20 protein-coding genes are annotated in these 25,898 nt (G+C 35.9%); all 20 read right to left on the reverse strand.

Annotated elements, in window-relative coordinates:
* Positions 1-139 precede the first annotated feature (139 nt).
* A complete protein-coding gene (gene rlmD, locus A3GU_RS0103700) occupies positions 140-1,501 on the reverse strand; it encodes a 23S rRNA (uracil(1939)-C(5))-methyltransferase RlmD (RefSeq protein WP_018366200.1) in 1,362 nt (453 codons plus the stop codon).
* Positions 1,502-1,578: 77 nt separating this feature from the next.
* Positions 1,579-2,982 (reverse strand): LCP family protein, encoded by a 1,404-nt coding sequence (locus A3GU_RS0103705; RefSeq protein WP_018366201.1) that lies wholly within the window; start codon positions 2,980-2,982, stop codon positions 1,579-1,581.
* A gap of 152 nt (positions 2,983-3,134) precedes the next feature.
* A complete protein-coding gene (locus A3GU_RS0103710; RefSeq protein WP_018366202.1) occupies positions 3,135-3,626 on the reverse strand; it encodes a shikimate kinase in 492 nt (163 codons plus the stop codon).
* The gene (gene aroA, locus A3GU_RS0103715) at positions 3,619-4,902 is read right to left on the reverse strand and encodes a 3-phosphoshikimate 1-carboxyvinyltransferase (RefSeq protein ID WP_018366203.1); all 1,284 of its coding nucleotides are present in this window, start codon (positions 4,900-4,902) and stop codon (positions 3,619-3,621) included. Before aroA ends, A3GU_RS0103710 begins: the two co-directional genes overlap by 8 nt.
* A gap of 84 nt (positions 4,903-4,986) precedes the next feature.
* Entirely contained in the window at positions 4,987-5,922 is a 936-nt protein-coding gene (locus A3GU_RS0103720) for a YihY/virulence factor BrkB family protein (RefSeq protein ID WP_018366204.1), read from the reverse strand.
* A 1-nt stretch (position 5,923) separates the two neighbouring features.
* Positions 5,924-6,784 (reverse strand): methionyl aminopeptidase, encoded by an 861-nt coding sequence (locus A3GU_RS0103725; protein WP_018366205.1) that lies wholly within the window; start codon positions 6,782-6,784, stop codon positions 5,924-5,926.
* 22 nt (positions 6,785-6,806) lie between these two features.
* Positions 6,807-8,090, reverse strand: coding sequence for a CBS-HotDog domain-containing transcription factor SpxR (gene spxR / locus A3GU_RS0103730; RefSeq protein WP_018366206.1), 1,284 nt, complete (start codon positions 8,088-8,090; stop codon positions 6,807-6,809).
* Positions 8,083-8,634, reverse strand: coding sequence for a GNAT family N-acetyltransferase (locus tag A3GU_RS0103735; RefSeq protein ID WP_018366207.1), 552 nt, complete (start codon positions 8,632-8,634; stop codon positions 8,083-8,085). The genes spxR and A3GU_RS0103735 overlap by 8 nt, the downstream gene beginning before the upstream one ends.
* 197 nt (positions 8,635-8,831) lie before the next feature.
* On the reverse strand, positions 8,832-10,556 hold the full coding sequence (locus A3GU_RS0103740) for a glycoside hydrolase family 3 protein (protein ID WP_018366208.1): 1,725 nt from the start codon (positions 10,554-10,556) through the stop codon (positions 8,832-8,834).
* Positions 10,557-10,604: 48 nt separating this feature from the next.
* Complete coding sequence (locus A3GU_RS0103745) at positions 10,605-12,395, reverse strand: glycoside hydrolase family 3 protein (protein ID WP_018366209.1); 1,791 nt, start codon at positions 12,393-12,395, stop codon at positions 10,605-10,607.
* A gap of 28 nt (positions 12,396-12,423) precedes the next feature.
* Positions 12,424-13,230, reverse strand: a complete 807-nt coding sequence (locus tag A3GU_RS0103750; RefSeq protein WP_018366210.1) for an HAD family hydrolase — start codon at positions 13,228-13,230, stop codon at positions 12,424-12,426.
* A gap of 182 nt (positions 13,231-13,412) precedes the next feature.
* Positions 13,413-16,139 (reverse strand): SpaA isopeptide-forming pilin-related protein, encoded by a 2,727-nt coding sequence (locus A3GU_RS0103755; protein WP_018366211.1) that lies wholly within the window; start codon positions 16,137-16,139, stop codon positions 13,413-13,415.
* Positions 16,140-16,391: 252 nt separating this feature from the next.
* On the reverse strand, positions 16,392-17,231 hold the full coding sequence (locus A3GU_RS0103760) for an SDR family oxidoreductase (protein WP_026216437.1): 840 nt from the start codon (positions 17,229-17,231) through the stop codon (positions 16,392-16,394).
* Between the two features lie 102 nt (positions 17,232-17,333).
* Entirely contained in the window at positions 17,334-18,383 is a 1,050-nt protein-coding gene (gene uxuA, locus A3GU_RS0103765) for a mannonate dehydratase (protein WP_018366213.1), read from the reverse strand.
* Positions 18,384-18,402: 19 nt separating this feature from the next.
* Complete coding sequence (uxaC, locus tag A3GU_RS0103770) at positions 18,403-19,803, reverse strand: glucuronate isomerase (protein WP_018366214.1); 1,401 nt, start codon at positions 19,801-19,803, stop codon at positions 18,403-18,405.
* A 19-nt stretch (positions 19,804-19,822) separates the two neighbouring features.
* On the reverse strand, positions 19,823-20,440 hold the full coding sequence (locus A3GU_RS0103775; RefSeq protein ID WP_018366215.1) for a bifunctional 2-keto-4-hydroxyglutarate aldolase/2-keto-3-deoxy-6-phosphogluconate aldolase: 618 nt from the start codon (positions 20,438-20,440) through the stop codon (positions 19,823-19,825).
* Between the two features lie 109 nt (positions 20,441-20,549).
* Positions 20,550-21,227, reverse strand: coding sequence for a FadR/GntR family transcriptional regulator (locus tag A3GU_RS0103780; protein ID WP_018366216.1), 678 nt, complete (start codon positions 21,225-21,227; stop codon positions 20,550-20,552).
* A 27-nt stretch (positions 21,228-21,254) separates the two neighbouring features.
* On the reverse strand, positions 21,255-23,054 hold the full coding sequence (gene uidA, locus A3GU_RS0103785) for a beta-glucuronidase (protein ID WP_018366217.1): 1,800 nt from the start codon (positions 23,052-23,054) through the stop codon (positions 21,255-21,257).
* 26 nt (positions 23,055-23,080) lie between these two features.
* Entirely contained in the window at positions 23,081-24,112 is a 1,032-nt protein-coding gene (locus tag A3GU_RS0103790) for a sugar kinase (protein WP_018366218.1), read from the reverse strand.
* Between the two features lie 73 nt (positions 24,113-24,185).
* Complete coding sequence (locus A3GU_RS0103795) at positions 24,186-25,730, reverse strand: MFS transporter (RefSeq protein ID WP_018366219.1); 1,545 nt, start codon at positions 25,728-25,730, stop codon at positions 24,186-24,188.
* Between the last annotated feature and the right edge of the window lie 168 nt (positions 25,731-25,898).

A 25,898-nucleotide genomic window follows, 5' to 3' on the forward strand; every position in this document is an offset into this window, starting at 1 on the left:
CGTATCTATTTTTTGTCTACGCAGTCGACATCGATACAGACGTTCACTTCAATTTCATTTTTTAAGATCTTTTTTATATCAAATTCAGCCTCTTCAATAAAGACGAAATGCTTGAAAAAGTGCTTAAAATAAAGGATTTTTACCCTTTGCTTCGTTGTAGCAACACTACACACTCCACATGATGTGTTTGTGGGAATAGATCGACTGGTTGTACTTTGGTGAGTTTGTAGCCTAATTCTTTGTAAAGCTTTATATCACGTGCTAGGCTTGCTGGGTTACATGAAATATAGGTAATTTTTTTGGGATTCATTTGGACGCTAGCTTTTATAAAGGTTTCTGTTAGGCCTTTGCGAGGGGGATCTACGAGGATTACATCAGGTTTAATTCCTTCTTTGGACCATTTTTCCATAGCTGCTTCAGCTGAGTCAGTCACAAAGCTGATATTTTTAATACCATTTCTCCCGGCATTTCTCTCGGCATCTTTTACAGCTTTTTCAACAATTTCAACTCCATAAACTTTTTTTACATTGTTAGCAAAGGAAAGGCCAATTGTTCCAATTCCTGCATAGGCATCAATTACAATATCATTTTTTGATAAATCTGAAAAGTCAATGGCCGTTTGATAGAGCTTTTCAGCCATTTCTGTATTAATTTGATAAAAGGATTGGGCAGAAATCTCATACTCATTACCAAGCATACTATCCATAATATGGTCTTTGCCATAAAGGATTCTGAATTCATCTCCAAAAATAGTATTTCCTTTATGATCATTAATGTTTTGCATAATGGAGACTACCTTTGGAAATGCCTCTGTAATCTTTTGGATCATTTGATCAACCCTAAAGACCTTAGGACGAGTGGTCACAAAAATCAACATCATTTGTCCTGAATAATGGCCTCGACGAACAACTAGATTTTTAATTAAACCTGTCTTTTCTTCTTCATTATAAGGACTAACCTCAAATTGAATCAATAAATCTCTTGTAAAATTAATGAGCTTATCAATCTCTTTATCTTGAATATAGTAGTCCGAAATAGGTAGCAAATCATGAGAATTCTTTCTGAAGAAGCCAGTTTCTAACTTTCCATCAACACGTCTTACAGGTATTTGAGCCTTATTCCTATAAGCTAGGGGCTCTGCCATTCCAATAGTGTCAAAAACTTCTACATCTGATATGCCTGCTATTTTGTATAGGTTATCAGCAACTTGCTTTGTCTTAAAATGCAATTGTTGTGCATAATCTAAGTGACCAAAGTCAGCAATTCCAGTTCGTAAATAATCCATATCAAGGTTTTCATTACGATAGGGTGATTTTACTAAAAATTCTTCTACTTTACCAAAGCCAATTTTTTTATTTATTTTTAAAACACGCATGAGGATTTTCTCAGTAGGTAGGGCATTTTCGACAAAGAAAACAAAGCCTTCGTGCTTCACTACTCCTGAGCCATCATGACTCAAATCTAAAACGTCTACTTCAACAACATCATTTTTCTTTAACATATATGTTTCCTTTTCTTAAACCAAATATTACCCTAAAAAAGAAGAGCAACTCCAGTTACTCTTCATTATAACATATTTTAGCGAAGACCTAATTTACTTAATTTCTCCTGATATTTATCAAAATCAACATAGAGGGCTTGACCTCCATACATATCATACTCATCAATCCAGTCCCCATTTTGAGGAATAGTGATGTGTTCAACACCTTTACCAGCTGTTAGAGTCGTTAGACCCTTTTGTGCCACAAATGGGAAGGAAAGATTTGTGGATGTCAGAGCATAAATTTTTCCTATAGCTGCTGAGCCTGTAAAGAGTTTGCTTGGGTCCTTAATCTGTGACATAACTGCACTCATAACCTGTTGCTGTCTGACAGTACGTCCATAATCACCTTCATCATCTTTACGGAATCTAGCATAATTCAATAAGGTCCTACCATCCATTCGTTGCTTACCAACCTTGATAGTCTGATCAGGTACTATACCATCTTTCATCCTTAAGTCATCGGGTACCTCAACTGAATCAACAGCCTCTCCACCGATAGTCGCAAACTTAGCATCCATTTCTACCCCATTTGGAAAGAGGGTATCAATAGCTTCAGAGAAGGTTTCAAAATCCACCATAACATAATATTTAATATCAATATCATAATTATGTTTAAGCGTCTTTCTAACCAGCTCTGCTCCTTGATTATTGGCTTGTTCTCCGAGGTTAAACGAAGCATTAAGCTTTAAGTCATAGCTAGAATTATTAGCACTATAGCCAGGAATATTGACAAGAGTGTCTCTCATAAAACTAACCATCTTAACTTTCTTATCCTTATTTCCCATATTCACAACCATAATAGTGTCTGTCCTAGCTTCGTTTGAGCCTTGTGTAACCCGTTTATCAGAACCTAGAACCAAGATATTGGTTCCATCCTTAGTATCCTGCCCCTTAAAGGTTTCCGATACAGCTGGCTTATAATTTTTAGCATTATGAGAAACATCAAAAAAGCCCTTGAAGAACATGATTAAGATACCAACTAAAAGCAAGAAGAGTAAAAAGCCTACTATTTTCAAATAAAAGGATAAACCTCTTTTTTTCCTTGGAGCTTTCTTAGCCTTCTTATCATAAAAGTCTTCTTCATAAAAATCTTGAGACTGTTCATATTCTTGCTGTCTCTTTTTTCTTGAACGTCTTTCTTTTCTGGAAAGATGCTCTTCTTGGGGATACAAGGGAAGGTCATCAGGGTTTGAGCCCTCATAGAGGTTTTCTGAATAGCCGGGCTGATAGACTTGATAATTTGAACCATAGCTAGAGCTCTTATAATCCCGGTCTTGTTCAAAACCAGCCTGATAATCAGAAGTAACGGCATCCATCTTTGCTTTAAGATAACGATACTCTATCTTTTCATTATCACTTAGATAACTAAGATTTCTCAATAAATAAAAATACCTTAGCTCTTCATGGTGGCTAAGTCCACCTTTTTTATCTCTTGTCATCTACTTAACCAACTTTTTGTATTCTAATACTATCTATTCTTATAATTCTTTACATTTCTATTATAGCTTATCTTTAAAAACTTGTCTTAAATTATCTTAATTTTTCTATAAAAATAGCAGTCGAAGTAAAAGCGTTCTAATTGCCTATCCCATTACCTGCGGTTAATAATAGCGGCAATCTCTTGAGGTGTTTTATTATCTACATTAATAATAGTATCTGCCAAGCCTTGATAGAGTACCATTCGTTTATCAAAAATAGCTTGAAAAGCTGCTTTTGAATTGTTTAAAAAAAGTGGGCGCTGACAGACCTTATCTTTTTTGATCCTCTCATATAAAACTTCAAAAGAGGCTGAAAAAAGAATATTATTTTTTTTATTACGACAAATAAGCTCTCTATTTTTTGCGCTAATAACCACACCACCACCAGTGGAAATAATCCTATCTTCTTGGCTTAGGAGTAATTCTTCCAAGAGATTAGACTCTATCTTTCTAAAGGCCTCTTCACCTTCTTTAGCAAAAAAATCTGATATTGACATCTGAATCCGTTCTTCAATTAGAGTATCCATATCAAGAACATTTTCAGATAAAAGAGCTCCAATGGTTGTTTTTCCTGCTCCCATAAATCCCAGTAATAGCTTAGTCATGATATAACCTTTCTAAATCCTTGAAAAAATTAGGATAACTTGTTTCAATAGCTGCTTGACCTTTTAGCTCCATATGTCCTTTTTTAACTACTAAGGCAGCAATAGCTGTCATCATAGCTATTCTATGGTCCAGCTGAGCATCTGCATTATAAGCTTGCAGTTGACTTTTTCCTTTAATAATCATACCGTCAGAAGTCGCTTGAATGTCGGCTCCCATAGCCTGTAAAATACTAGTGACAGCTGCTATTCGGTCTGTTTCTTTTAGTCTTAATTCTGCAGCATCTCTAATAATTGTCTGTCCCTGTGCTTGAGTTGCAAGTAAGGCAATAATAGGAAGTTCATCTATTAGCCGAGGAATGAGCTCCCCCCCAATTTCAATTCCTTTTAGCTTTGCATAGGAAACCTTTATAGTAGCTGACATTTTTTGAGCATCAAAGGATTCGATAGTTAGCTTACCTCCCATTTGTTTAAGCACGTCAATAATACCCGTTCGACTAGGATTAATCCCTACATTTTCAAGTTTTATTTGAGAACCCGCTACAATAGAGGCTGCTACCATCCAAAAGGCAGCACTTGAAATATCTCCTGGAATTTCAACTTTTTGCCCTTGCAATTCCTGTGGCCCCTTGATAAGGATATTTTTTCCTTTTTGGACTAAGTGTCCTCCAAAGGCTTGAATCATCTCTTCTGTATGACTTCTGGTCAGTTCCTTTTCAATGACCTGCGTTTCACCTTCTGTTTGAAGAGCTGCTAAGAGAATGGCTGATTTAACTTGAGCTGATGCTACTGGTAACTGATAACTAACTGGCCTTAGTTTTTTGGTCCCTCTAATTGTTAAGGGAGGAACTTGCTTATCTCCTTGCCCTTCAATCAGAGCTCCCATTTGCTTTAAGGGAATAGCAATGCGGTCCATAGGTCTTCTAGATAAACTAGCATCCCCTTTTAAGGTAGTTGTGAAGTTCTGACCTGCTAAGAGACCAGAAATTAACCTCATAGAGGTACCTGAATTTCCCATATCCAAATCCTGATGAGGAGCCTGCAAAGCTTCATAGCCTTTACCATAAATAAAAAGACAATCTGCTTTTTCTACAATTCCAACTCCCATGTGACTAAAAGCTGCAATAGTGGCTTTGACGTCTTGACTCTTTAAGATTCCTCTTATTTCTGTTAAGCCATGGGCCATTGCACCAAAAATAACAGCTCTATGGCTAATGGATTTATCACCTGGGACCTTAAGACTTCCCTTTAAAGCAGGGGCATTTATTTTAAGCTGCATAGTATCTCCTTGTTAACTTAATCATTTTATCACAAGATATATGCAAGTTCTAGATACAAAAAAACTTTATCCGGCAAGATAAAGTTATTCTTTTTCTGAATGGTTATTTCCTAAGGTCTTTTTTATCAGAGAGGCTACATCTCCCCTGCGTCCTTCTAGTTTTCCTAAATCTATTTCTTGGTAGGTTGCATTACAAACGGCTCCCAAAATAAGAATTCTGGCTAAGAAGATAAACCAAAGCATTAAAATAAATACCATAATAGAACCAAAGGCCTTAATATCCACCATGCGCTCTACATTATGCATAACATAATTAGCAATGACATTACTCATAAAAGTCATGACAAAGGCTGTTAAAAAGGTTCCTGGCAAGATATATCTGATTTTATGAATCTTAACATTTGGCAGGATAAAATAAAGCAACATAATCCCTAAAAAGATAATGACAGCTGTCGCTGGTTGGATCAAGAGTAAAAACAAGGAAGTAATATTATCACTCAAGTTATAGTGTTTGTCCAAGAGCTGAATAGCTGCTTTTGAAAATGTTGAGAATAAAAGTACAAATGTTAACAAAAAGAGGATAAAAACACTGATAAACAGGCCAACAATATGACTGACTAAAAAATCCCTATGTTGTGAAGCCCCATAAGCTTTATTGATGGCTTTTTGCAGGGAGGTCAAACTTCGAGACATAGTCCAAAGTCCTGCAACAGTCGCCATTCCTAGAATTCCTCCAGCTGGTTTAGAAAAGATATTGACAACTACAGCTGAAGCTGGCCTGTAAATATCAGCTGGCAAGTTTTGTTTCATTAGCGTTAGTAAGTCTGAAATATCAATATTTAAATAAGGGAAAATATTGGCTGCAATGATGATTAAGGGAAAAACAGTGATCATTAAATAATAAGCAACCGCAACAGATGACAGATCCATCTCTGCACTATTAAGATGTTTCATAAAGGCTTGTACAGGTTCATATTGCCATTTTTCAACTAATCTACTAATAAAACTCTTCTTTTCCATCCTAATAAGTTCTTTCTTCTCCTTGGCTTGTTAAAATAACAGGCCCATTTTTTGTAATGACAAATTGATGTTCATACTGACAAGAAAGGCCTCCATCAAGGGTTTTATGTGCCCATCCTGTTTTTATATCTGTATCAATTTCCCATGTTCCAGTGTTGAGCATTGGTTCAATGGTTAAGACCATTCCCTCTTTTAGGCGTAAACCTCGCCCTGCAATTCCATAGTTTGGAACCATAGGTTCTTCATGCATGGTTGGACCTACCCCATGTCCTACCAAGTCTCTTACGACACCATAACCACGACTTTCTGCATATTCTTGAATAGCTGCGCCAATGTCTCCAATGCGGTTTCCAACTTGGGCTTTTTCGATACCAATATACATCGCTTCTTTGGTCACATTCATCAAATCAGTAACTTGATCTGAAACCTTTCCCACAGCATACGCCCAACAAGAATCCGCCAAGCCACCAGCATAGCTTTCTGTGTATTTTTTCATCTCTGCTATTTTGTTAAAGTCTAATTTGGAAACATCTAGGACTGACTTGTCTAAGGGTTCACTTAAAACCATATCCACCTTTAACAAGTCGCCTTCTTTAAGAATATAATGTCTTGGAAAGGCATGGGCAACCTCATCATTTAAGGCACAACAAGTTGCATAAGGATAGTCCATGACTTGACCATCAACACCAATTTGGAGAGGAAGGACATTATCTTCTTTACAACGTCTACGAACATACTCTTCGACTTCCCACATATCAACACCAGGTTTAATGATCTGACGTAGCCCAATATGGATTCCTGCTAAAAAATCCCCAGCCCTATCCATGGCTTCTATTTCTCGGTCAGATTTTAATGTAATCATTTATTCATATCTCCTTTTTTATTTAATTTAGTTTGCTTGTAATAATTGATTTTGCTATGACTTGATTTTCTACGTAAATTTCAAAATCAAGGATACCACTTCGTCTTGTCTCTGTGATGATTTTAGGATAAATTTTTAATTGATCATCAATTTGTGCAGCATGTAAAAAGTATATCATCATTTGTTCAATTATGATATTTTTTTGATACTTTCTGTTAAATACTTTATAGGTAATTTCTTTTAAGATTTCTGAGATAACCCCTTGTGCAAGGTTTCCAGTAGCATCTATCATGCTGGGTTCTACTAATATTTGATAGTAATCATTATATTCATATAATTCTGATAAAATATGCTCACTGTAAGTATTTTTAGTGACCTTTTGGTTATTTTGAAGATTTTCCATGGCCAATCTTCTTGTGACAACTCCTAATATAATCCCTTCTTGGTCAACGACAGGTAACATATTCAGATCTTCAAATATCATTTTTTGACTGATATTAGCAAGACTAGTATTAGGATTAGCTGTAATTGGTGTTTTAGTCATAACTTGAGATAATTTAGTATCCCTACTTTTATTAAGAACATCTCGCATACTAACAATACCAATCACTCGTTTATCAGCTGTCACAACTGGAAACCTAACTTCCTTGGATTTTTTGATGAGATGGTTAAAATCTTCGATGCTATTGTGCTCAAAAAGATAACCATAATCATCAATAGGTATTAAGACCTTCTCTACTGTTTTTAAATCAGTTTTAATTCTAAAATTTAAAAGGGCGTGATTAATCATAGTAGCTACAGTAAAGGTATCATACTGGGTAATCATCACAGGAATACCAAGATCATTAGCAGTCTTTATGACTTTATTAGATATGGGAAAACCACCTGTCACCAAAATAGCATTGTGTTTTTCCAAGGCTAGGAGTTGAATTTCTTCACGATCACCTACTATTAATAAGCCACCCTTAACCAAATAACGAAGAATATTCTCCTCAGTCATTGCCCCGATGGAAAATTTACTAAATTCACGTCCTAGACCGGCTTTTCCTGCCACAACTTCTGAATCACTAATTCTAGCAATCTCTGTATAGGTTAATTTATCAATACGGACACGACTTTTTCTTTCCACTCGAACTGTACCACTGCGAGGTTTGGTTTCAACAATTCCTCTATTTTCAGCTTCTTTAATTGCTCGATAAGCAGTCCCATCACTGACATTTAAATGGTTTGAGATACTTCTAACACTTACTCTTTTTCCAATTGCTAGATTTTCTAAGTAGTCTAAAATTTCTTGATGTTTACTCATTATAATCACCTATATTTATTTGATATTCTTTGTATCGCCTCATTTTATGGGTGTAACGATCACTACCTTTAAACTCTCTTATGAAAGAAAAGCCAGATTTTTCAGCTACTCTTTGACTAGCTCTATTTTCAGCATGTGTAATAATTGTGATGTGTTTCATCTGAAATTCTCGGAAAGAAAAGTAAAGAATCGTTTTAAGGGCTTCTGTCATATAGCCCTTTTCTCGAAAGGTCTTATTTAAAAAATAACCTAATTCACCACTTAAAAGCTTGCTATCCATTTTATCAAAGCTGATAATGCCTATCATTTTCTGATCTGATTTGACTTGAATTGCCCATTTTCCCAAGGGATTCTTTAAAAAGGCATGAGTTAGGAGATAATCACTTTCAGCTTTAGTCATTAAACTTGGAAATATAAAATCAACTTGCTCTGGATTTCCCGAAATATCAAAAAAAGAAGGCGCATCTTTGAAGCTAGGTGGTCTTAAAATCAATCTCTCTGTTTCAATATAAGAACAAGCTGCAATTTTTGTCCAAATGTCCATTTGATACCTTTTCTAACGTCTAATTTGAATTTATTATAACAAAATTTTCCCTAATTTACTATAACAGTTTCTAAAATCACTGAAACTGTATTATTTCCAAAAAAAGCCTTGAAAAAGGGCTTTCTAGAATCTCAAATACTAGATATACAATCTAATCTTCAAGTCTCTATCCTTTTCCTAAGGCTTTTTAATAATGTTTATAATTTAGCCTGCCATTTATTGGCCCAGACTAAGTCATTTGGTTGACCATTGAATCTTTCTTTTCCTTCTAAACAGTCTAGTAATACTTCGATAGTGTTATCGTTATGATGGTAAGCATTAATAGCTGTTTTAACCATGGTTGCATCATGAAGATGGGTAGTATAGTTTAAGGAAACAAAAACTGTTGGTACTTCATGAACATACCATGGAACTTCGTTTGACATGGCTGTTTTCCATTGAATGCGATAATTATTTTGGGCACCATAACCTACAACATTGGCAACCGTCAAGGCTAAATCCACATTTTCTCGATAGGCTACTGTTGAACCTTTGACACGGGTTGTTCCATCGTTAATATCGACTTGATAACCTCGTTTTTCTAAGGCTTTTTTAAGATTTTCAACTACCTTATCATTAGCAGTATTTAAGCCACCCACTTCACCTTCTAAATAGTAAAGTCGAATGCGTCTATGGGTCTTGGGACTTATTGGCAAATTAGCCTGTGTATCCTTAAGTAAGGTCATGCTTCTTTTTGCGGCCTCTTTTTGCCATTGTAAATGTTCTTTGCAACCAATAATTTCAAGTTCTTCAGGAGATTTAAGAAGTGTACCACTTGATTTTTTGATGTGAAGATTTAGTTTAGCTTTCAATCCCAAGATACGACGCACGGCATCATCAAGCCGCTCTTGACTAATAATGCCTTTATGATACCCCTCTAACATGAAATGGAAGTCTTCTTCCATATTATTAAAGAATAAGAACATGTCACAACCTGCTGCAATAGCTTGGGGGACATAGTCTTCCCGTCTCATGGCAGAAGTCATACCTAACATATGAGAGGCATCTGTAATGACTAGACCATTAAAATCTAAATGGCTCTTTAATAAACCATTAATTAATTCTGGTGCTAGAGTAGCTGGTAGAATATCCTTATCTTCCAAGTCTGGATTTAATTTTTTTTGATAGAATGGCAGAGCAATATGACCAGCCATAATCATTTCTACCCCACGATCAATGTGGTTACGATAAACTTTTCCAAAAGTCTTGTCCCATTCTTCCGGCTGGCTTTCATTGACACCTAAGACCAAATGTTGGTCACGTTCTTCTGTACCATCCCCTGGAAAATGCTTAATACATTGAATAATATTTCTTTCTGAAGTTAGCCCATCCAAGTAAGCATTAGTATAGGTAATGACATCTTCGGCATTTGTTCCATAGGCGCGTGTATTGACAATGGTGTTACGCCAGTTTTCTAGAATATCCACACATGGGTCAAAATTGACATTAACTCCCATAGCACTTGCTTCTCTAGCTGAAACCAAGCCAGCATGGTAAGGCACCCAGCTATCACGACTTGCTTCTGACTGAGCTCCTGAGGCAATATAGGTTCCACCTTTTACCGCTCCATCACCACCAGAATCACAATTAGCAGCAATCAGTAAGGGAATCTTAGCATTTTCTTGCAAATCATTTAGAAGGCCCTGTACTTGTTCTTTACTACCATTCATGTAGCGAGCCCCACCAATATGGTATTTTTCTAGTATTTCTTTATTAGTAAGATTATTTCCAGAAAAAGCATCTTCTCCAAAGAAAAATAAATTAACAAAGAGCTGTCCTATTTTTTCTTCATCTGTCAAAGAAGACAAGGTTTCTTCAACCCATTTTAGTTGGGTATCTTTTAGATAATATGGTTTTTTCTTTAAATCAACTTGTTTAGGCACTTTCCACCTCTTTCTAAGTTAGCAAATGGCTTATTTTTAGTTTATCCTTTAAAATTCACGCCATAAATGTGTGTCAATAAGTCCACAGTAAGCATCCACCGGTGATACGCCTGTAAATTCAGATTCTCCTGCCAGTTTTCTGACCAATGCTTCCATGGTATTTGGTAGACCATCATAGGCATTAATATAGGTTCCTACCTGTGGCATATCAGCTAAGGCAAAAGCATGTTGAACTGATACAACGATTGTAGGGACTTCATGGACATAGAAAGGTTGATCTGGCGTTCCTTTGGCTGCTGGCCAAACAATTCGTTGCACTGTACCGCCTGAATTGACATCAACCAGATTAATAATCAAATCATACTTGTCAGTTAAGTTAGCAATAGGCTGTTTTTGAGCATAGACATTAGCTAAGGCAGCAGGACGTTGATCTTCTGGCAATTTCATAATCCGCTCTTCTGTTGACTCCCAAACTGTAACCTCATGGCCACGTGCTTGCAAGAGTTCTTTCAGATAATCAGAAGCTCGCATTTTATTGCCTGCAATCATTGCCCCAAAGCCACCCTTATGACCTTCTACATTAACAATAAGCACACGTTGATAGCGTTTCGGAGTTACTGGGAAAATATTTTTTTGCTTATCTTTTACTAGGGTAATAGCCTTATCAGCTACTTGGTCTACAATAGACTTTGCCTCAGCTGTATTAATTAAAGCCATAGCTTCTTCTTTTAGCATAAATAATTCTTCACGGCGCCCTTCATAATGGTGCAGTCCTAATTTTGCCTTCAATCCCAAGGTACGACGTAAAGCATCATGTAAACGCTGGTCTGAAAGAATACCATTTTCATATCCTTCTTTCATCCATTGTAGATCTTCGTCAGGATCATTAAAGAACAAGAATAAGTCACAGCCAGCCTCGATAGCTGTTGGTAATAAAATATGACGAGGCATAGATGCTGTCATGGCAACCATATGGGAAGCATCAGTAACAATTGCGCCATTATAACCTAATTCACCACGCAATAGTTCATCTAGCAAGGTTTTATTAAGTGATGCTGGAAGCATCTCATCTAATTCACGCTCTGGATGCATTTCTTTTTCTACATTTGGTAGATGAATATGGCCTGCCATAATTCCAGGTAAGCCAGCTTCAGCTAATTCCCCGTAAATACGGCCAAAGGTAGACATCCACTCTGCTTTGGTCATTGGATTAGAAGCATAGGATAAATGATGGTCACGCTCATCAATGCCATCACCTGGGAAATGTTTGGCAAAGGGCATAATATTATAATCCATAATGCCTCTCATATACTCTTTTGAAAGAGTAATAATTTGGTCAACATTAGAGCCCCAGTTCCGATTAGCAATAATGGGATTTCTCCAATTACGTGTTAAATCTACAATAGGGGCAAAGGAAGCATTACAGCCAACAGCTGACGCTTCAATACCTGCAATGCGTCCCATTTCATAGGCATATTTAGGATCATTGGTAGCAGCTACCTTGATTTCATCACCTACTTTAGTACCATCAGTTACAGCGCCATCACCACCAGCTTCAGTATTGGCCGCAATTAGCATAGGAAGCTTTGATTTTGTTTGTAAGATAAAATTCTGATCGTAAATCTCACTTGCTGGACCTTTATTATAGCGGACTGCCGCAATATGGTAATTTTCTAAAACTTCTGTTAGATAGTCTTCTGAACGGCTAGCCCCCATATTGAAAAATAATTGTCCTATTTTTTCTTCAAGAGTCATCTCACTAATTGTTGTTTCAATCCAATCAATGGCTTCTTGATCTAGATTAAAGGGGGTTTTTCTTAAATCAACTAAGTGTGTCATCTTACTTCTTACTTCCTTTCTTATTATGTTAGTTATCTAAATTATGCCAGAAACCTTCCACAAGGCTTTCTTGCTCTTTCTTAGTAAATTTTCCTTGAATAAAGTCCTGACTTATCTTTTGGGCAAGTTCTTCCCATGAATCCGCTTCATGACCCACTAATATTGGATAAAAGGCAACCCCATTTTCCTGAGCTGCTGCTAAGTCTCCTGGTGAATCACCAACCATCATTAACTTGTCTTTATCAAAACCTTCTTTAATTAAAGCAGCTATGACATCTTCTTTTTTACCCTTATCTTGGCAATATAAATCATCCACATGACGCATTAAACCTTGATCCTGCCATTCTTCTTCAACAGCTTCTTTATTGGCAGAGCTAACAACAAATACCTTGCCCAGTTTATGCAAGGTTTCTAAACCACCCAGAGCCCCTGGAAAAGCTAGTGCATCTCCTTGATAGTTCTTGATTTGTTTATTCACTTCATTAGACCAATCCAAGGCTTTTTGTAAGTCTTGACTAGGATTTTTTTCAATTTCTGCCTCTAAGGAAGCATTAGAAAGTGATGTTGTTGTATTCACCCAGTTTTTTAAATGATCAATATTAGCAAGACCTGCAAATTCTAATCCCATTACCAGTCCTACAAAACGGTTAACACCCCTAGTACGTGAGAAGAGATTAACCTTATCCCACTCTTTTAAAAATGCCTGTCTCTCTGCAACCTCAAAGATATCTGCTGCAATTGGTCCAAAAAAAAGTTGATGTTTGTATGTCATTGTATCCATTGCGCAGCCATCTGAATCCACACAGAACACAAATTCTTGTTTTTTACTTGTCATTTTATCCTCCAAAGTCTGATAAATCATCTGATGAATTAATTGTATCATAAGTAGAAAACGCTGTCAAATTAAAAACAGGCCTCATTTCAAAGAAAAATCATCTGACTAATTATAATTTCTAGACCTAAAAAAGCCTAACAAGATTTGTTAGGCCTAATCATTTTAAAAATGCAAGAAAACTATTAAAACTGCTTTTTGATAAGATAAGTTGTCAGACTAGCTATCAGCATAATGCCCAAAATAGCTACATAAGAACTTCTCTCACCACTTTTAGGAAGTTGATTTTGAGCCTTTTCCTTCTGTTTAGCGTCAGATTTTTTAGCATCTGGCTTTTGAGTTTTCTCAACTTCTTCAGCTTTCTCTTTAGGAGCATCAGCTTGCTTAGGAGAGTCTTCTTCTGTGGTTTGTATGCCTTCATTGTGACCCGACATGCCAGTCTGGCTGTCGCTAGTAGAATCAACGACATTTCCATGTTCAATGATTTCTACAGTACCCGGATTTGTACCAGACATTCCTGGCTGACTGTCTTCTTCATATTCAATCAAATCACTACTTCCCCCAACTTGTCCACCTGTAGAAGGTTGATCAGTTGAAAGGTCTGGGCCATGTTCAGTAATAGTATCAGCTTCATCCACAACACTTAAGTGGTTCTTACTTGCTTTAGCTTGAACACTATTAGTATCCTTAGTGACAGTTAGGTGACCATTGTCATCAACCACAAAAGTAATATCTGTGACTTTTAAATAACCCTTTGGTGCAGCCTCTTCATGGAAAATATAGGTTCCAGCTTCTAATGCTATCTGCTGTCCTTGATTAGTCGATGTCCAGCTATAAAGCTTGCTGCCATCAGCTTTAGTAATAAGAATGCTTGCTCCTGCTAATTCTTGTCCACCAAGGTCTGTCTTACTGATTAAAATATCATGCTTAGGCGCAGCCACTACTTGTAATTTATCAAGGACTTTTAATTGTTTTCCATCAACAACTGCAAGCTCATTACCGTTCACATTTGTGACGGTAATCGTGCCATCAGCATTAACTGTAAAGCCTATGTCTGTAACGACTTGATAGCCTGCAGGCGCAGCATTTTCTCGGAAAATATAAGAACCTTCTAAGAGTTGACTTTGATGAGCAGAAGTCGTAGAAGTCCAATGATCAACCACTGTCTGGTCTGAAGCTTTTAAGATACTAATATCTGCTCCGACTAGTTCTTCACCATTTAAATGGGCAACCTTACTAAAGGAAATATCCTTAGTTAGCTTTTGTGCAGTATTTGTGATGGTAAAATCTTTACCTTGGGTGGAATCATTAGAGGTAATTGCAACTTTAAAAGCTGTGTTTGCAAGGTTAATTGTGTCACCATCTTTGTAAGCTTGTCCTCTTGCATCAAGTTCAACCACACTGTAATGTTCTAATTGACTTTTATCGACAGTCCAGCTAGCAACTTCTTCAGCTGTAATGGTTTGATCTTTTTGCATACTTAAATCTTGGTTATTGTCTGAAACAAGACGGAAGGTTACTTGTGTGTTTTTTCCGTCAAAACCTGACCAAAGCTTCTTAGCTGTAATGGTAGCTGTTTCAAGTTTTTGGTAGGTATTGGTAATGGTTACAGCCATCTTATCTGAACCTTCTACCACTTGACTAGTTGGTGCTAGATAGTCTTTATTAGACCAAGGATTGCCATCTTTATCGACTTCTTCAACAGAGTAGGATACACTTGCCGTTTTTGGCAACTGCAAGCCTTCCCAGCTAAGATTATTTTTAGTTAAATCTAATTTTTTTATATTTTCAAATTGACTTTGATATTCAGCTGGAATTTGCGCATCAGCAGCAGTAACTCTTGTTTTTACACCATCTACAGTTTTAAAAATAGCAAAGTAGACATCTGGTTTAGCAGCTGGGGCATTCACCCAAGTCTTATTAGCAGTAATCTTAGTTAAGATTTTACTTGTAATTTTTTCGTTGATAATCACAAATGGATCCTCTTGATTACCTATTGTTAATTTATCATTTGGAATTTGTCTATAACCAGCTGGAACATCAGTTTCTACTACTCTATAATCACTATTAATTCCATCTAGATTATCCCATTGAACTGTAGATTCATTTGAATCACTTGCAGTTGCCACCGTTTTTACTTCAACCTTAGTCCAGCTACCATTTACTTTTTTCTGCAATTCAAGGTTTACATTTGGCTTAGGTTCATTTGCTTGAGTCCCTTGCCAAACTTTTTTAGCAAAAATACTTGTTTTAATGTCATGTTTTGAACCATCACTATTTAAAATAGTAGCTGATAATAAATTTTGGTACTGCTTTTCATTATGTTTATCACTAGTTGTGAAAAGATTTAATTTTATATTATCTGGTAATGTTTTTGAATTAACATCAATTAGATAATCATAAGCAGCTTTAGCATCATTTTGAAGACCATTTCCATCGCCTTTATCCGTAAAATGCCAGATAGCTTTTTGAGTCACATCATGAAATTGAACTTCTGATAAAGAAAACTGTTTCATAATTCCATCCTTATCATTAGGATGACCATAGTAAATGACTTTTAGGATAGCAGTCCTTAAGTCTTCATTTGATAACCTTTCATTAACTGCTATACTAGTCATCTTATCAGCAGTTCCTTCTTCCTTTTTATATTGAGGATTAGGATCTGTTCCACCTTGTGTAGGAGGATATTCATAACTAAGGTTAAAACAGTATACAAGTTCATCTTGTTCACCATTATTTGGTTTTACATAAATAAAGGGTACTGATGCACCAGAGCTATCTAATTTATTAATCTTAAAACCTTGATAGCTTACTCCTGCATCGGCAGCAAATACTGTTTGAGTCAACACAGCCAAACTAAAAAAGAAACCCATTAAAAGGAGCCCCATAAATGTCATCCATTTTTTCATCATTTTCTCTCTTTTCCCTACTTGCTAAAAACAAGCCCCACTTTATATTCCCTAATAATTAGTAGGATATAAGCATTCACATTATAACATTTAGAATTTTTAAAAACAATATTATTTTTAGTTTTTTTAACTTTTTCTGTTTTACCTTTAATAGTTAAGTAATCATTCCATAAAAATGATCATTTCATAAATTAATTATTCTCTCTTACGAATAAATAAAAAAGAACCAAAACAAATGTTTTGATCCTTTGATTATTAAACACCTGAGTAAGCTGCAAAGCCTCCATCAATTGGTAAAACAACACCATTTACAAAGCTTGCTGATTTTTCATCAGCTAGGAAGAAGAGCCCTCCAATTAATTCTTCAGCTTCGCCAAAGCGTCCCATTGGTGTATTATTAAGAATTTTTTCTGCACGCGCAGTTGGTTCACCATTCTCATTAAATAAGAGACCACGATTTTGATTTGTAACTAAAAATCCTGGTGCAATAGCATTGCAACGAATACCAATTTTTGAGAAATGAACTGCTAACCACTGGGTAAAATTAGAAATGGCTGCTTTAGCTCCTGAGTAGGCAGGAATTTTTGTAAGTGGTGTGAAAGCATTCATTGAAGAAATATTAATAATATTTGCACCTTCACGTCCAATCATGTCTTGGGCAAATACTTGAGTAGGTAGGAGAGTTCCCAAGTAATTTAAATTAAAGACAAAACTAATGCCAGCTTCATCTAGGTCAAAGAAGGTCTTAGTTTCTTCTGGGAGATTTAATTCGTGGAACTCATTATCTGTAGTTGCCTTTGGACTATTACCACCAGCTCCATTAACAAGAATATCTGGTGCTCCCAAGTCTTTAAGGAGTTCTTGACGAACTTCTTCTAGATTTTCTTTTGATAGAACATTAGCCTTATAAGCTTTAGCTATTCCACCAGCTTCAACAATTTCATCTGCAAATTTTTGGGCTGCTTCTTGATTTAAATCTAATAAGGCAACTTTAGCGCCAGCTTTGGCAAATTCTTTTGCCATATAGCCACATAACACACCACCAGCACCAGTTACAATAACGACTTTATCTTTAAAATCAATTACTTTTGACATCTTCTTTTCCTCCATTTACTCCCTTATCAAGGGACTTGCATTTAATGAGAACTTATCGCAATCTTACCAGTAAAATAGGTAAGTCCTTATAATCATTTGAAATTATTTTCGGTTATTTTTTTGAACGGCTTCATATAAGCCAGATAGATACGTTGCTCCTAAGGCACGATCATACAGACCATAACCTGGGCGTCCAGTTTCTCCCCAAATCATACGACCATGGTCAGGACGAATGGCTCCTTGGAAATTAAATTCATGGCACATTTTAACTACTTCATACATATCAATAGAACCATATTCTGATGGATGGGCTGATTCCTTAAAGGATTTACCTTCTTCTAGCTTAATATTACGAGCATGCACAAAATTAACACGATCAAGTTCAAAAGCACGACGAGAAATAGCTAATACATCATTTTTAGGGTCTGAAGCATATGAGCCCACACAAAGTGTAATCCCATTGCTCTTACTATCATAAAGTTTAACAAAACGTTCCACTGAATCAAGTCCAGTAATAATACGTGGGAGACCAAATATTGAGTATGGAGGATCATCTGGGTGAATAGCCATTTTAACACCAACTGCTTCTGCTTCTGGAATAATACGTTTAATAAAGTATTCAAGATGTTCCCACAATTTTTCTTCATCAACTTCAGCATAAGCATCCATGATGGCTTTCATTTCATCTTTAGTATAACTTGAGTCCCAACCTGGTAGGGATAATTCACCATTGACAGGGTCCATTTTTTTAGAAACTTCTTCATCAAAAATCAGAGCATTAGAACCATCAGGATATTCATATGCTAAATCTGTACGTGTCCAATCAAAGACAGGCATAAAGTTATAACAAATAGTATCAATTCCTTCAGCAGCAAGGTTTTTAATTGTTTGAATATAGTTATCTATTAATCTGTCACGTGTCGGACGCCCCAATTTAATATCTTCATGAACTGGAACCGATTCGATAACTGAAATTTTTAAGCCAGCATTTTCCACCTGTGCTTTTAATTCTTGAATTCTTTCGCGAGACCAGACTTCTCCCACTGGTACATCGTAGATTGCTGTTACAATCCCTTTCATTGTCGGAATTTGACGAATATTTTCTAAAGTAACAGGATCATCTTCCCCGTACCATCTAAATGACATTTCCATGTGTGTCTACCTCTTTTTATTATTTTTTGAAATAAGCTTGCGCATTGTTGTAGGCGATATCTTTAGCCATTTGGCCAAGTGCTTCATAGTCTTCAGGAACTTCTCCTTCTTCAATCCATTGTCCTAAATAAGAAGCAAGGATTCGTCTGAAGTAGTCATGACGTTGATAGGATAAAAAGCTTCTGGAATCTGTTAACATCCCTACAAAATTTGCCAAAATACCTTGCTCTGCTAAAGCATCCATCTGACTAATCATCCCTAGTTTAGTATCAGCAAACCACCAACCAGCTCCAAATTGAAGGTAAGACTTAATCCCATCTTGATTTGCTTGGAAGTTTGCTAGGGTATTTGCCACAGCGATATTATAGCTTGGGTTTAGGTTATACCAGATCATCTTAGGTAAGCTGTCCTTTTGCACCAGATTATCTAGTAAAAGATTCATATTTTTAGTTAACTGGGTTTGGTCTCCTAGGGAATCAACCCCTACATCGGCACCTAATTTTTTATAAAGACCAGAATGATTATTACGAAGAGCTCCAAAATGGACTTGGGTAACAAAACTATACTCTTTATATAAACGACAAAGTTCTGCAAAGACTGCTGTTTGCCATTGTTTAATTTCTAATGAACTAGCCTGGTGACCAGCTAAAACTTTTGCAAAAAGGCTATCTAGTTCGCTTGTTTCAACTTCTTCATAAACAATTTCAGTAAAACTAATATCACTTGCCTGACAGCCATTCTCTGCAAAGTATGCAACCCTCTTTTCCATTGCATCCACAAAAGACGCAAAGTCCTTGATCTCAATCTTGGTCTTTTCAGACAGATTAGCTACAAATTGGCTAAAGCCTACATGTTCAACAAAGGCTTCATCTGGTCTAAAGGTTGGGGCAACAGTTGTTCTAAAATCTTTGTCTTCTTTTAGAGCCTTATGCCATTCTAAATCATCTAAAGGATGGTCTGTAGTCCCTATAAAGGTTACTTTGCTGTCGGCAATTAGTTTACGGGGACTAACCTTATTGTCTTTTAAAAATTGATTTAATTGATTATAAATCTCTTCCGCATTTTTTTGAGTTAAGACTTCTTCAATACCAAAGACATTTTTAAGTTCTAAGGCTGACCAATGATAAACAGGATTCCCAAAAGATCTTTCAAGAGTCTTAGCAAAAGCCTTAAATTTATCTAATTTTGAAGCGGAGCCTGTGATTTCTTCTTCTGGAATACCATTTGCACGCATAAGACGCCATTTGTAATGGTCTCCTCCTAGCCACAAATCAACAATATTGTCATAGACCTTATCTTGGAAAATTTCTTTAGGATCTAGATGACAATGGTAATCAAAGATTGGCTGATCCTTGATTTGTTGATAAAGTAGCTTAGCAGGCTCATTTTTTAACATAAAATTCTGATTATTAAATGCCATTTCCAAACCTCTACTTTCTTTATTGCACAGCTTTAACAAATGCTTTGGCAATCTCTGTGACACTATCATAGCCTTCTACTTCAACCTTACTTGATAGGGCTGAACCAACACCTACAGCTACAGCACCGGCTTTTTTCCAGTCAGCCACGTTATCAATTGAAACACCACCTGATGGCATTAAATCAACTTCTGGAATTGGACCATGAATGTCTTTGATAAATCCAGGACCAAGAATACCACCTGGGAATAATTTAATAATAGGACAAGAACTCTTCATTGCTGTTACCACTTCTGTAGCTGTTGCACATCCTGGGAAGTAATAAACTTGCTCTTGATTAGCAAGGTCAGCAATTTCCTTATCAAAGTGAGGACTAACTAGAAAACTAGCACCTGCTTGAATGGCTTCTTTAGCTAGTTCAAGAGACATAACTGTTCCTGCTCCAATGATGACTTCTTGATTTTCTTTAAAATCATCAGATAACTTTTTAATAACATCTGATGCATTTGGTGTCGTATAGGTAATTTCAATATTGCGAATCCCGCCTAGAATGGCATGTTTTGTAATCTCAATGGCATCTTCAGCTGATTTTCCTCGAATAACTGCGAAGAAAAAGTTCTCTTTTAAGCGATTTAACATATGAACCTCCTTGGTATGAAACCGTTATCTTAAATACATTATACAAATCATCAGATGATTTGTCAAGAATAAGGCATGAAAAAATAGTAACTTTCATTACTATTTTTAACTATTCATGATTTTTTAAGGCTGAATTTCTAACTGTCATGGTATGTAGTAACATGGCATCATGTGCTGCTACAGGGTTTCGATCTTTGATAGCATTTAAAATATCTCTGTGCGCCTGTAAGCTATCTGATTTCATCTGATGATTACTATACTTGGCATTGATAAGATGTATGGACTGATTAATCACTGGAATAAGACTATCCATAGCTATGTTTCCGCTATAATTTGCTAGCATAGAATGAAATTTCACATCCAAGAGAAGGTGTTTGGGATCACTAGCTTTTACAGCTTCTTCAATCTCAATAACAATTTTTTCTAGAGCCTCAGCTTCCTCATCAGTTATCCTTTGTGCTGCCAGCTCAGCAATTCTAGGCTCTAACAAGAGTCTTAGTTCAAAGAGATCAGAAGCCAACCTATCTGTATCTTTTATCAAGGAAAAACCTAAAGGATCTTCTGAGACTCCTTTTTTAGAACTAATATAGGTTCCTGATCCCTGTCTTACTTCTAAAATGTTTCGTGTCGCCAAACTTCTGACGGCTTCTCTAATAGTACTACGTCCAACTTCTAAATCTTGGGCTAGCTCATATTCATTTGGAAGCTTGGCACCTACTTCATAATTTCTCTTTAAGATAAGTTTTAATAATCGTTCGGTTGTTTTTTCAACTAAGGGTCTGGACATCTTTATACCTCTTTTTATTCACTTATTCTATTTTACACTATTTTTTTTATTATGGTAATTAGGAATAGATGTCCAACGTTTTTTAAATGTTTTAACAACTTGTTTTGGTTGACGGTTTCTTGAAAAGAGACCTTTATGGTTACCCTGAACACGCAAAATCATTAAATTGGTTTCAAAATCAGCAAAATTCCAGACCTGTTCTCCAACCAAATTAGGAATAGTGTCAAAAACATCATGAGACATATCGTAGAAATCACATTGGAACTCCTCAGTATAAGGGATTTCCCACATTGAATGGAGACCAGGAAGAGTATCAGCCCCATACTCAGTAATAAGAATTGGCTTATCCGGATAAAGGGCTTGCCAGTCTAAAAGTTCTTTTTTCAAGCCAATTTTTGCCTTATCAAGATCACCATGTTCAAGATACCAACCATAGTAACGATTTAAGCAAATAACATCTACTAGATCCATAACCTTATCTTTGTCTGGTGTAGCCATTAAAATGTTAACTAGGGTCACAGGTCTCTTTTGAGGATCTAAATCCTTATAAAGTTGAACTAAAGGCTCAAAATACTCATGAGCTCCTTCTTCATGGCTAGCAGGTTCATTAGCAACCACCCACATGATAACACAAGCATGGTTTTTATCTCGTTTGACCAACTCTTGAATAGCTTGTTCGTGGGCATCCTTGGTCTTCATTAGTTTCCAAGTTCCATGATCCTTATCACTGATATCTAGTGCAGCAGTGAAATTTTGGAAAAGACCAACAGCAGGAATTTCATCAATGACCACAATTCCTAATCTATCAGCTAGTCTCATCATTTCTTCAGAATAGGGATAATGAGAGGTTCTAAAAGAATTGGCTCCAATTTCCTTCAAGAGGTTCAAATCCATTAAGTTAGCTGCTTCATTTAAACCGCGACCGTTAATATAGGTGTCTTCATGCTTTCCAAAACCTTTAAAATAGAAAGGTTTTTCATTAATAAAAAATTGACCATTATCTACTCTAACGCTACGTATACCAAACTCTTCATCATAGGTATCAATTAAGTTACCATCTTTAAATAAAGAAACCCTTGCAGTATAAAGATAAGCATCTAGGACTTCCCACAGGCAAACATTTTCAATTTCTAATTTGCCATTCTCAATATGACCAAGTTTATTTTTTTCTTGATCATAAATAAGAACTTCAACCTTATCAACTGGAGCTGATGTTTCTACAGAAACCCTTACCTCTGCTTTTTTTAAATCTTCCGATAAGTGGCTTGTAATAATGATATCCGAAATATGAATTTTAGGTCTAACCACTAATTTCACTGGACGATGAATACCAGCATAGTTAAAGAAGTCAAAATTTTCTTTAACTTGCTTTTTAATACCGCCATCTTCAAGGACTTCTTCACTATAATTACCCACTGGTAGTGTTGTATAGTCCAGCACATTATTAGCATAAACAGCTAACTGTAACTGTCCATCTTGATGTAAATGTTCAGGAATAACAATTTCAAAAGGCGTAAAACCACCCTGATGTTGACCTAAAAATTGTCCATTGACATAGACTTTAGCAGCATGGGTTACTGAGCCAAATCGTAAGACTAACTCTTGATCCTGATTAATTTGGGGGATATCAAGAAAACGTTCATACCAAAAATCACCAATATAATTACGCTTATCTTTATCCACAACTACATCATTAAAGGAAGTTGGTACAACCATTACCTCGCCAGAAGACAATTTCTTTCCAGGATCATGTTCCCCCAGTTTGAAATTCCAGACACCGCTTAAATCATACATACTTCGTGTTTTACTAAATATAGGATATAACATCTCATTACCTCATTTTATCTTTATTTTTATCTTTTTATTTCATGGGTCTTGCTTGCTAGTAATTGCTCTAGATCTTGTCGACTCATAGTATTAATGTCGCCTTCAATGGTGTGTTTAAATTTAAATGCTGTCATAGCAATATTTAAAACTGTTTGGGCACTTTCTTTCTCAAGTAAACCATGGATAAGCCCAGCTGTAAAAGCGTCTCCAGTTCCTACCCGATCTAAAACCTGTATCCCTGATTTTTCAGTTTCAAATAAATGACCATCTTGATATAAGTAAGCCTTCAAAAGATATTCGTTCATATGTCCCATTTCTCTTTGAGTGAAAGCAAGGGATGAGATATGGTAATCTTTAGCAATTTGAGACACAACTTTTTCTAAGACCTCTTTATTTTCATAAGGTCTGGTTAAACCCAATTGATCTTTTAAATCACTGTTTTGATCATCAGTAGGCAAGGCAATAGGTTCAATACCAATACAAACATCTGCCAAGGCCACAAAAGGACTTAAGAGATGTCTAGCTTCTTCAAAAGAATAGCCCAGACTCTCTCTAAAATTTAAGTCAAAAGAAACCGTAATCCCTATACTTTTGGCTTTTTTCATTAGTAAAATCGTAATATCATAAAGATTTTCTGTTAATAAGGGAGTAATTCCTGAAACATGGAACCAATCTGCTCCCTGAAAAATAGTTTCAATGGCATAATCTTCCTTGACAGTTTCCCAGAAGGCAGAATGTTTACGATCATAAATGACACGACTAGCTCTTAGTGAGTAACCTTTTTGATAATAATAGAGCCCTAATCGCTCTCCTTTTTGAATAAGATGCTCTAAACCAATCTTTTTAGCATACAGAAAGGACTTGGTCATTTTACCAAGATCATTGCCAGGCAAGGCTGTAACAAGGGAGGCTTGGTGGCCTAGCTGAACCAAGGAGGCTAAAACATTTAATTCTGAGCCACCAAATTGACATTCTAAGCTAGTAGCCTGTGTTAAAGTTTGGTACTGTGGTGGGCTTAACCGAAGCAAGACTTCTCCCAGAGAAACTACTTTTTTCATAAGCAAACTCCTTTTTTATACTATAACATAATTGAGAAAAAAGCTGCTCCTTACGAGCAGCTCAGTTACAATTCTAATCTTTATTGATAGGATATTTTGTCACATCAACATAATCCATATCAGTTAAAGGAACGTTCTTTGCAATATCTTTTGCTCTTTCTTTACTTTTGGCTGCTTTCATTACTTGAATTTTTTCTTGAATACGAATCATTTCTTCTTTATCAAGTTTATAGAATTTCATTAAGAATAAAGCGACTAGCAAGGCTATAAATGGGATACCTACCAAGAGCATCATTACGGCCATTTTTAATTCTGGCGTTAAAGGAGTCTCAATAGTTGGGTAAGCTTTAGAAAAACCAATACCGGCCAAGACAAAGCCAACAACCATTGGAGCAAATGATGAGGCAATTGAATCTGTTAATGAGAAGATAGTTCCAATCATACCAGAAACATAGCGACCTGACTCTGAAGTTTCATAGTCAGAAATATCAGCGCCCATAGTCAATACTAAACTTACTGGAGCTTGAGCAGCATATCTTGCCACAATATTAGTAAGAATAAATAAGATAGTATAAAGATTAATCTTACTTAAACTTAAATCTCCTGGATTCCCCATGTAAAGGACAGCCCCATAAGCAAGCAAACCAATTAAACCAAGTTGAATGGCTTTAACGTAAGAAAATCTGAGACCTCTTTTACGAGCAATAGTTGAGAAGATAATATTAATTAATACACCAGGGACAATAAATAATAATGAAAACTGTCCAGACAAAGCATAGTTACCAAATAAGATACCAAACAAGATAACCATGACAACTGAATCACCAAAGAATTGAACAGCAAATTTAACTAAAGCTGCTGCAATTGATAGGACTTGAAGAGGTTTATTTCCCTTAATAACTTTCCAGTAATCTTTGAGCTTAGTTTTTTGCGTATTTTCCCCAAGACCAAAGAACTCTTTATTATCTTTAGACCAAATACCTATGATGGCAACTACAGCTAAAATTGCTGAAATAATAATCGTACCATAAATCAAGACATTGAAGAACTCTGGTGTAAAGTTACCATACTTTGGAACCAAGAATCCTGAAACCACAAATTGACCACCAGTCATTAATGAAGTTGTCATAACAGCATCAACAATATTAAAGATTGGACGTTGTTTAGGATCATTTGTTAGCGCTGTTTGACCTGCCTTAGTAATGGTTTGTTGCATTGAATAACCAATTTTATGAACAACTAAGACCAGAATGAAGAGCGGAAAACGAATATTAGTACTGACTTCACGTAATCCAAGGAGGGATATCAATGAAAAGGCTGTAATAAGATTACCTAAAACAAGAATTGGACGATATTTACCAAACTTTGTTTCAGTCTTATCAATTAAAACTCCAATTGCTGGATCAATAAAGCCATCAAAAATACGGATATAGCCCATAATCTGACTAACAAAAATAGCTGCAAGTCCTAAAACACCTGTTGAAAAATAGGTTACAAACATAAAGGTAAATAGGTATATATTAGTAGATGCATTATTTAACGCAAACATAACAAGCTGCCACGTCTTAGCTCTATTATATTGTACAACCTCTTCCCTTTGAACAATCATTTTCTCCATCAGAGAAATCCCCCTTAAATTTGGTTTTCTTTTTTTGTAAGCGTTTCACTTATATACCTATAATACTATTCATCTGATGACTTGTCAATATTTTTTAGAACTTTATTCTCTTTTTTTATTAAATACCCTTTCAAATAGGCTTTTTTATTGAATAAACACATACTTATT

Source organism: Streptococcus didelphis DSM 15616 (assembly GCF_000380005.1).
Classification (GTDB): Bacteria; Bacillota; Bacilli; order Lactobacillales; family Streptococcaceae; genus Streptococcus; species Streptococcus didelphis.

Bases quoted from the DNA above. Each gene is read 5' to 3' on its own strand.
- rlmD (WP_018366200.1), bottom strand. From the start codon at position 1,501: ATGTTAAAGAAAAATGATGTTGTTGAAGTAGACGTTTTAGATTTGAGT.
- A3GU_RS0103705 (WP_018366201.1), bottom strand. From the start codon at position 2,982: ATGACAAGAGATAAAAAAGGTGGACTTAGCCACCATGAAGAGCTAAGG.
- A3GU_RS0103710 (WP_018366202.1), bottom strand. From the start codon at position 3,626: ATGACTAAGCTATTACTGGGATTTATGGGAGCAGGAAAAACAACCATT.
- aroA (WP_018366203.1), bottom strand. From the start codon at position 4,902: ATGCAGCTTAAAATAAATGCCCCTGCTTTAAAGGGAAGTCTTAAGGTC.
- A3GU_RS0103720 (WP_018366204.1), bottom strand. From the start codon at position 5,922: ATGGAAAAGAAGAGTTTTATTAGTAGATTAGTTGAAAAATGGCAATAT.
- A3GU_RS0103725 (WP_018366205.1), bottom strand. From the start codon at position 6,784: ATGATTACATTAAAATCTGACCGAGAAATAGAAGCCATGGATAGGGCT.
- spxR (WP_018366206.1), bottom strand. From the start codon at position 8,090: ATGAGTAAACATCAAGAAATTTTAGACTACTTAGAAAATCTAGCAATT.
- A3GU_RS0103735 (WP_018366207.1), bottom strand. From the start codon at position 8,634: ATGGACATTTGGACAAAAATTGCAGCTTGTTCTTATATTGAAACAGAG.
- A3GU_RS0103745 (WP_018366209.1), bottom strand. From the start codon at position 12,395: ATGACACACTTAGTTGATTTAAGAAAAACCCCCTTTAATCTAGATCAA.
- A3GU_RS0103750 (WP_018366210.1), bottom strand. From the start codon at position 13,230: ATGACAAGTAAAAAACAAGAATTTGTGTTCTGTGTGGATTCAGATGGC.
- A3GU_RS0103755 (WP_018366211.1), bottom strand. From the start codon at position 16,139: ATGATGAAAAAATGGATGACATTTATGGGGCTCCTTTTAATGGGTTTC.
- A3GU_RS0103760 (WP_026216437.1), bottom strand. From the start codon at position 17,231: ATGTCAAAAGTAATTGATTTTAAAGATAAAGTCGTTATTGTAACTGGT.
- uxuA (WP_018366213.1), bottom strand. From the start codon at position 18,383: ATGGAAATGTCATTTAGATGGTACGGGGAAGATGATCCTGTTACTTTA.
- uxaC (WP_018366214.1), bottom strand. From the start codon at position 19,803: ATGGCATTTAATAATCAGAATTTTATGTTAAAAAATGAGCCTGCTAAG.
- A3GU_RS0103775 (WP_018366215.1), bottom strand. From the start codon at position 20,440: ATGTTAAATCGCTTAAAAGAGAACTTTTTCTTCGCAGTTATTCGAGGA.
- A3GU_RS0103780 (WP_018366216.1), bottom strand. From the start codon at position 21,227: ATGTCCAGACCCTTAGTTGAAAAAACAACCGAACGATTATTAAAACTT.
- uidA (WP_018366217.1), bottom strand. From the start codon at position 23,054: ATGTTATATCCTATATTTAGTAAAACACGAAGTATGTATGATTTAAGC.
- A3GU_RS0103790 (WP_018366218.1), bottom strand. From the start codon at position 24,112: ATGAAAAAAGTAGTTTCTCTGGGAGAAGTCTTGCTTCGGTTAAGCCCA.
- A3GU_RS0103795 (WP_018366219.1), bottom strand. From the start codon at position 25,730: ATGGAGAAAATGATTGTTCAAAGGGAAGAGGTTGTACAATATAATAGA.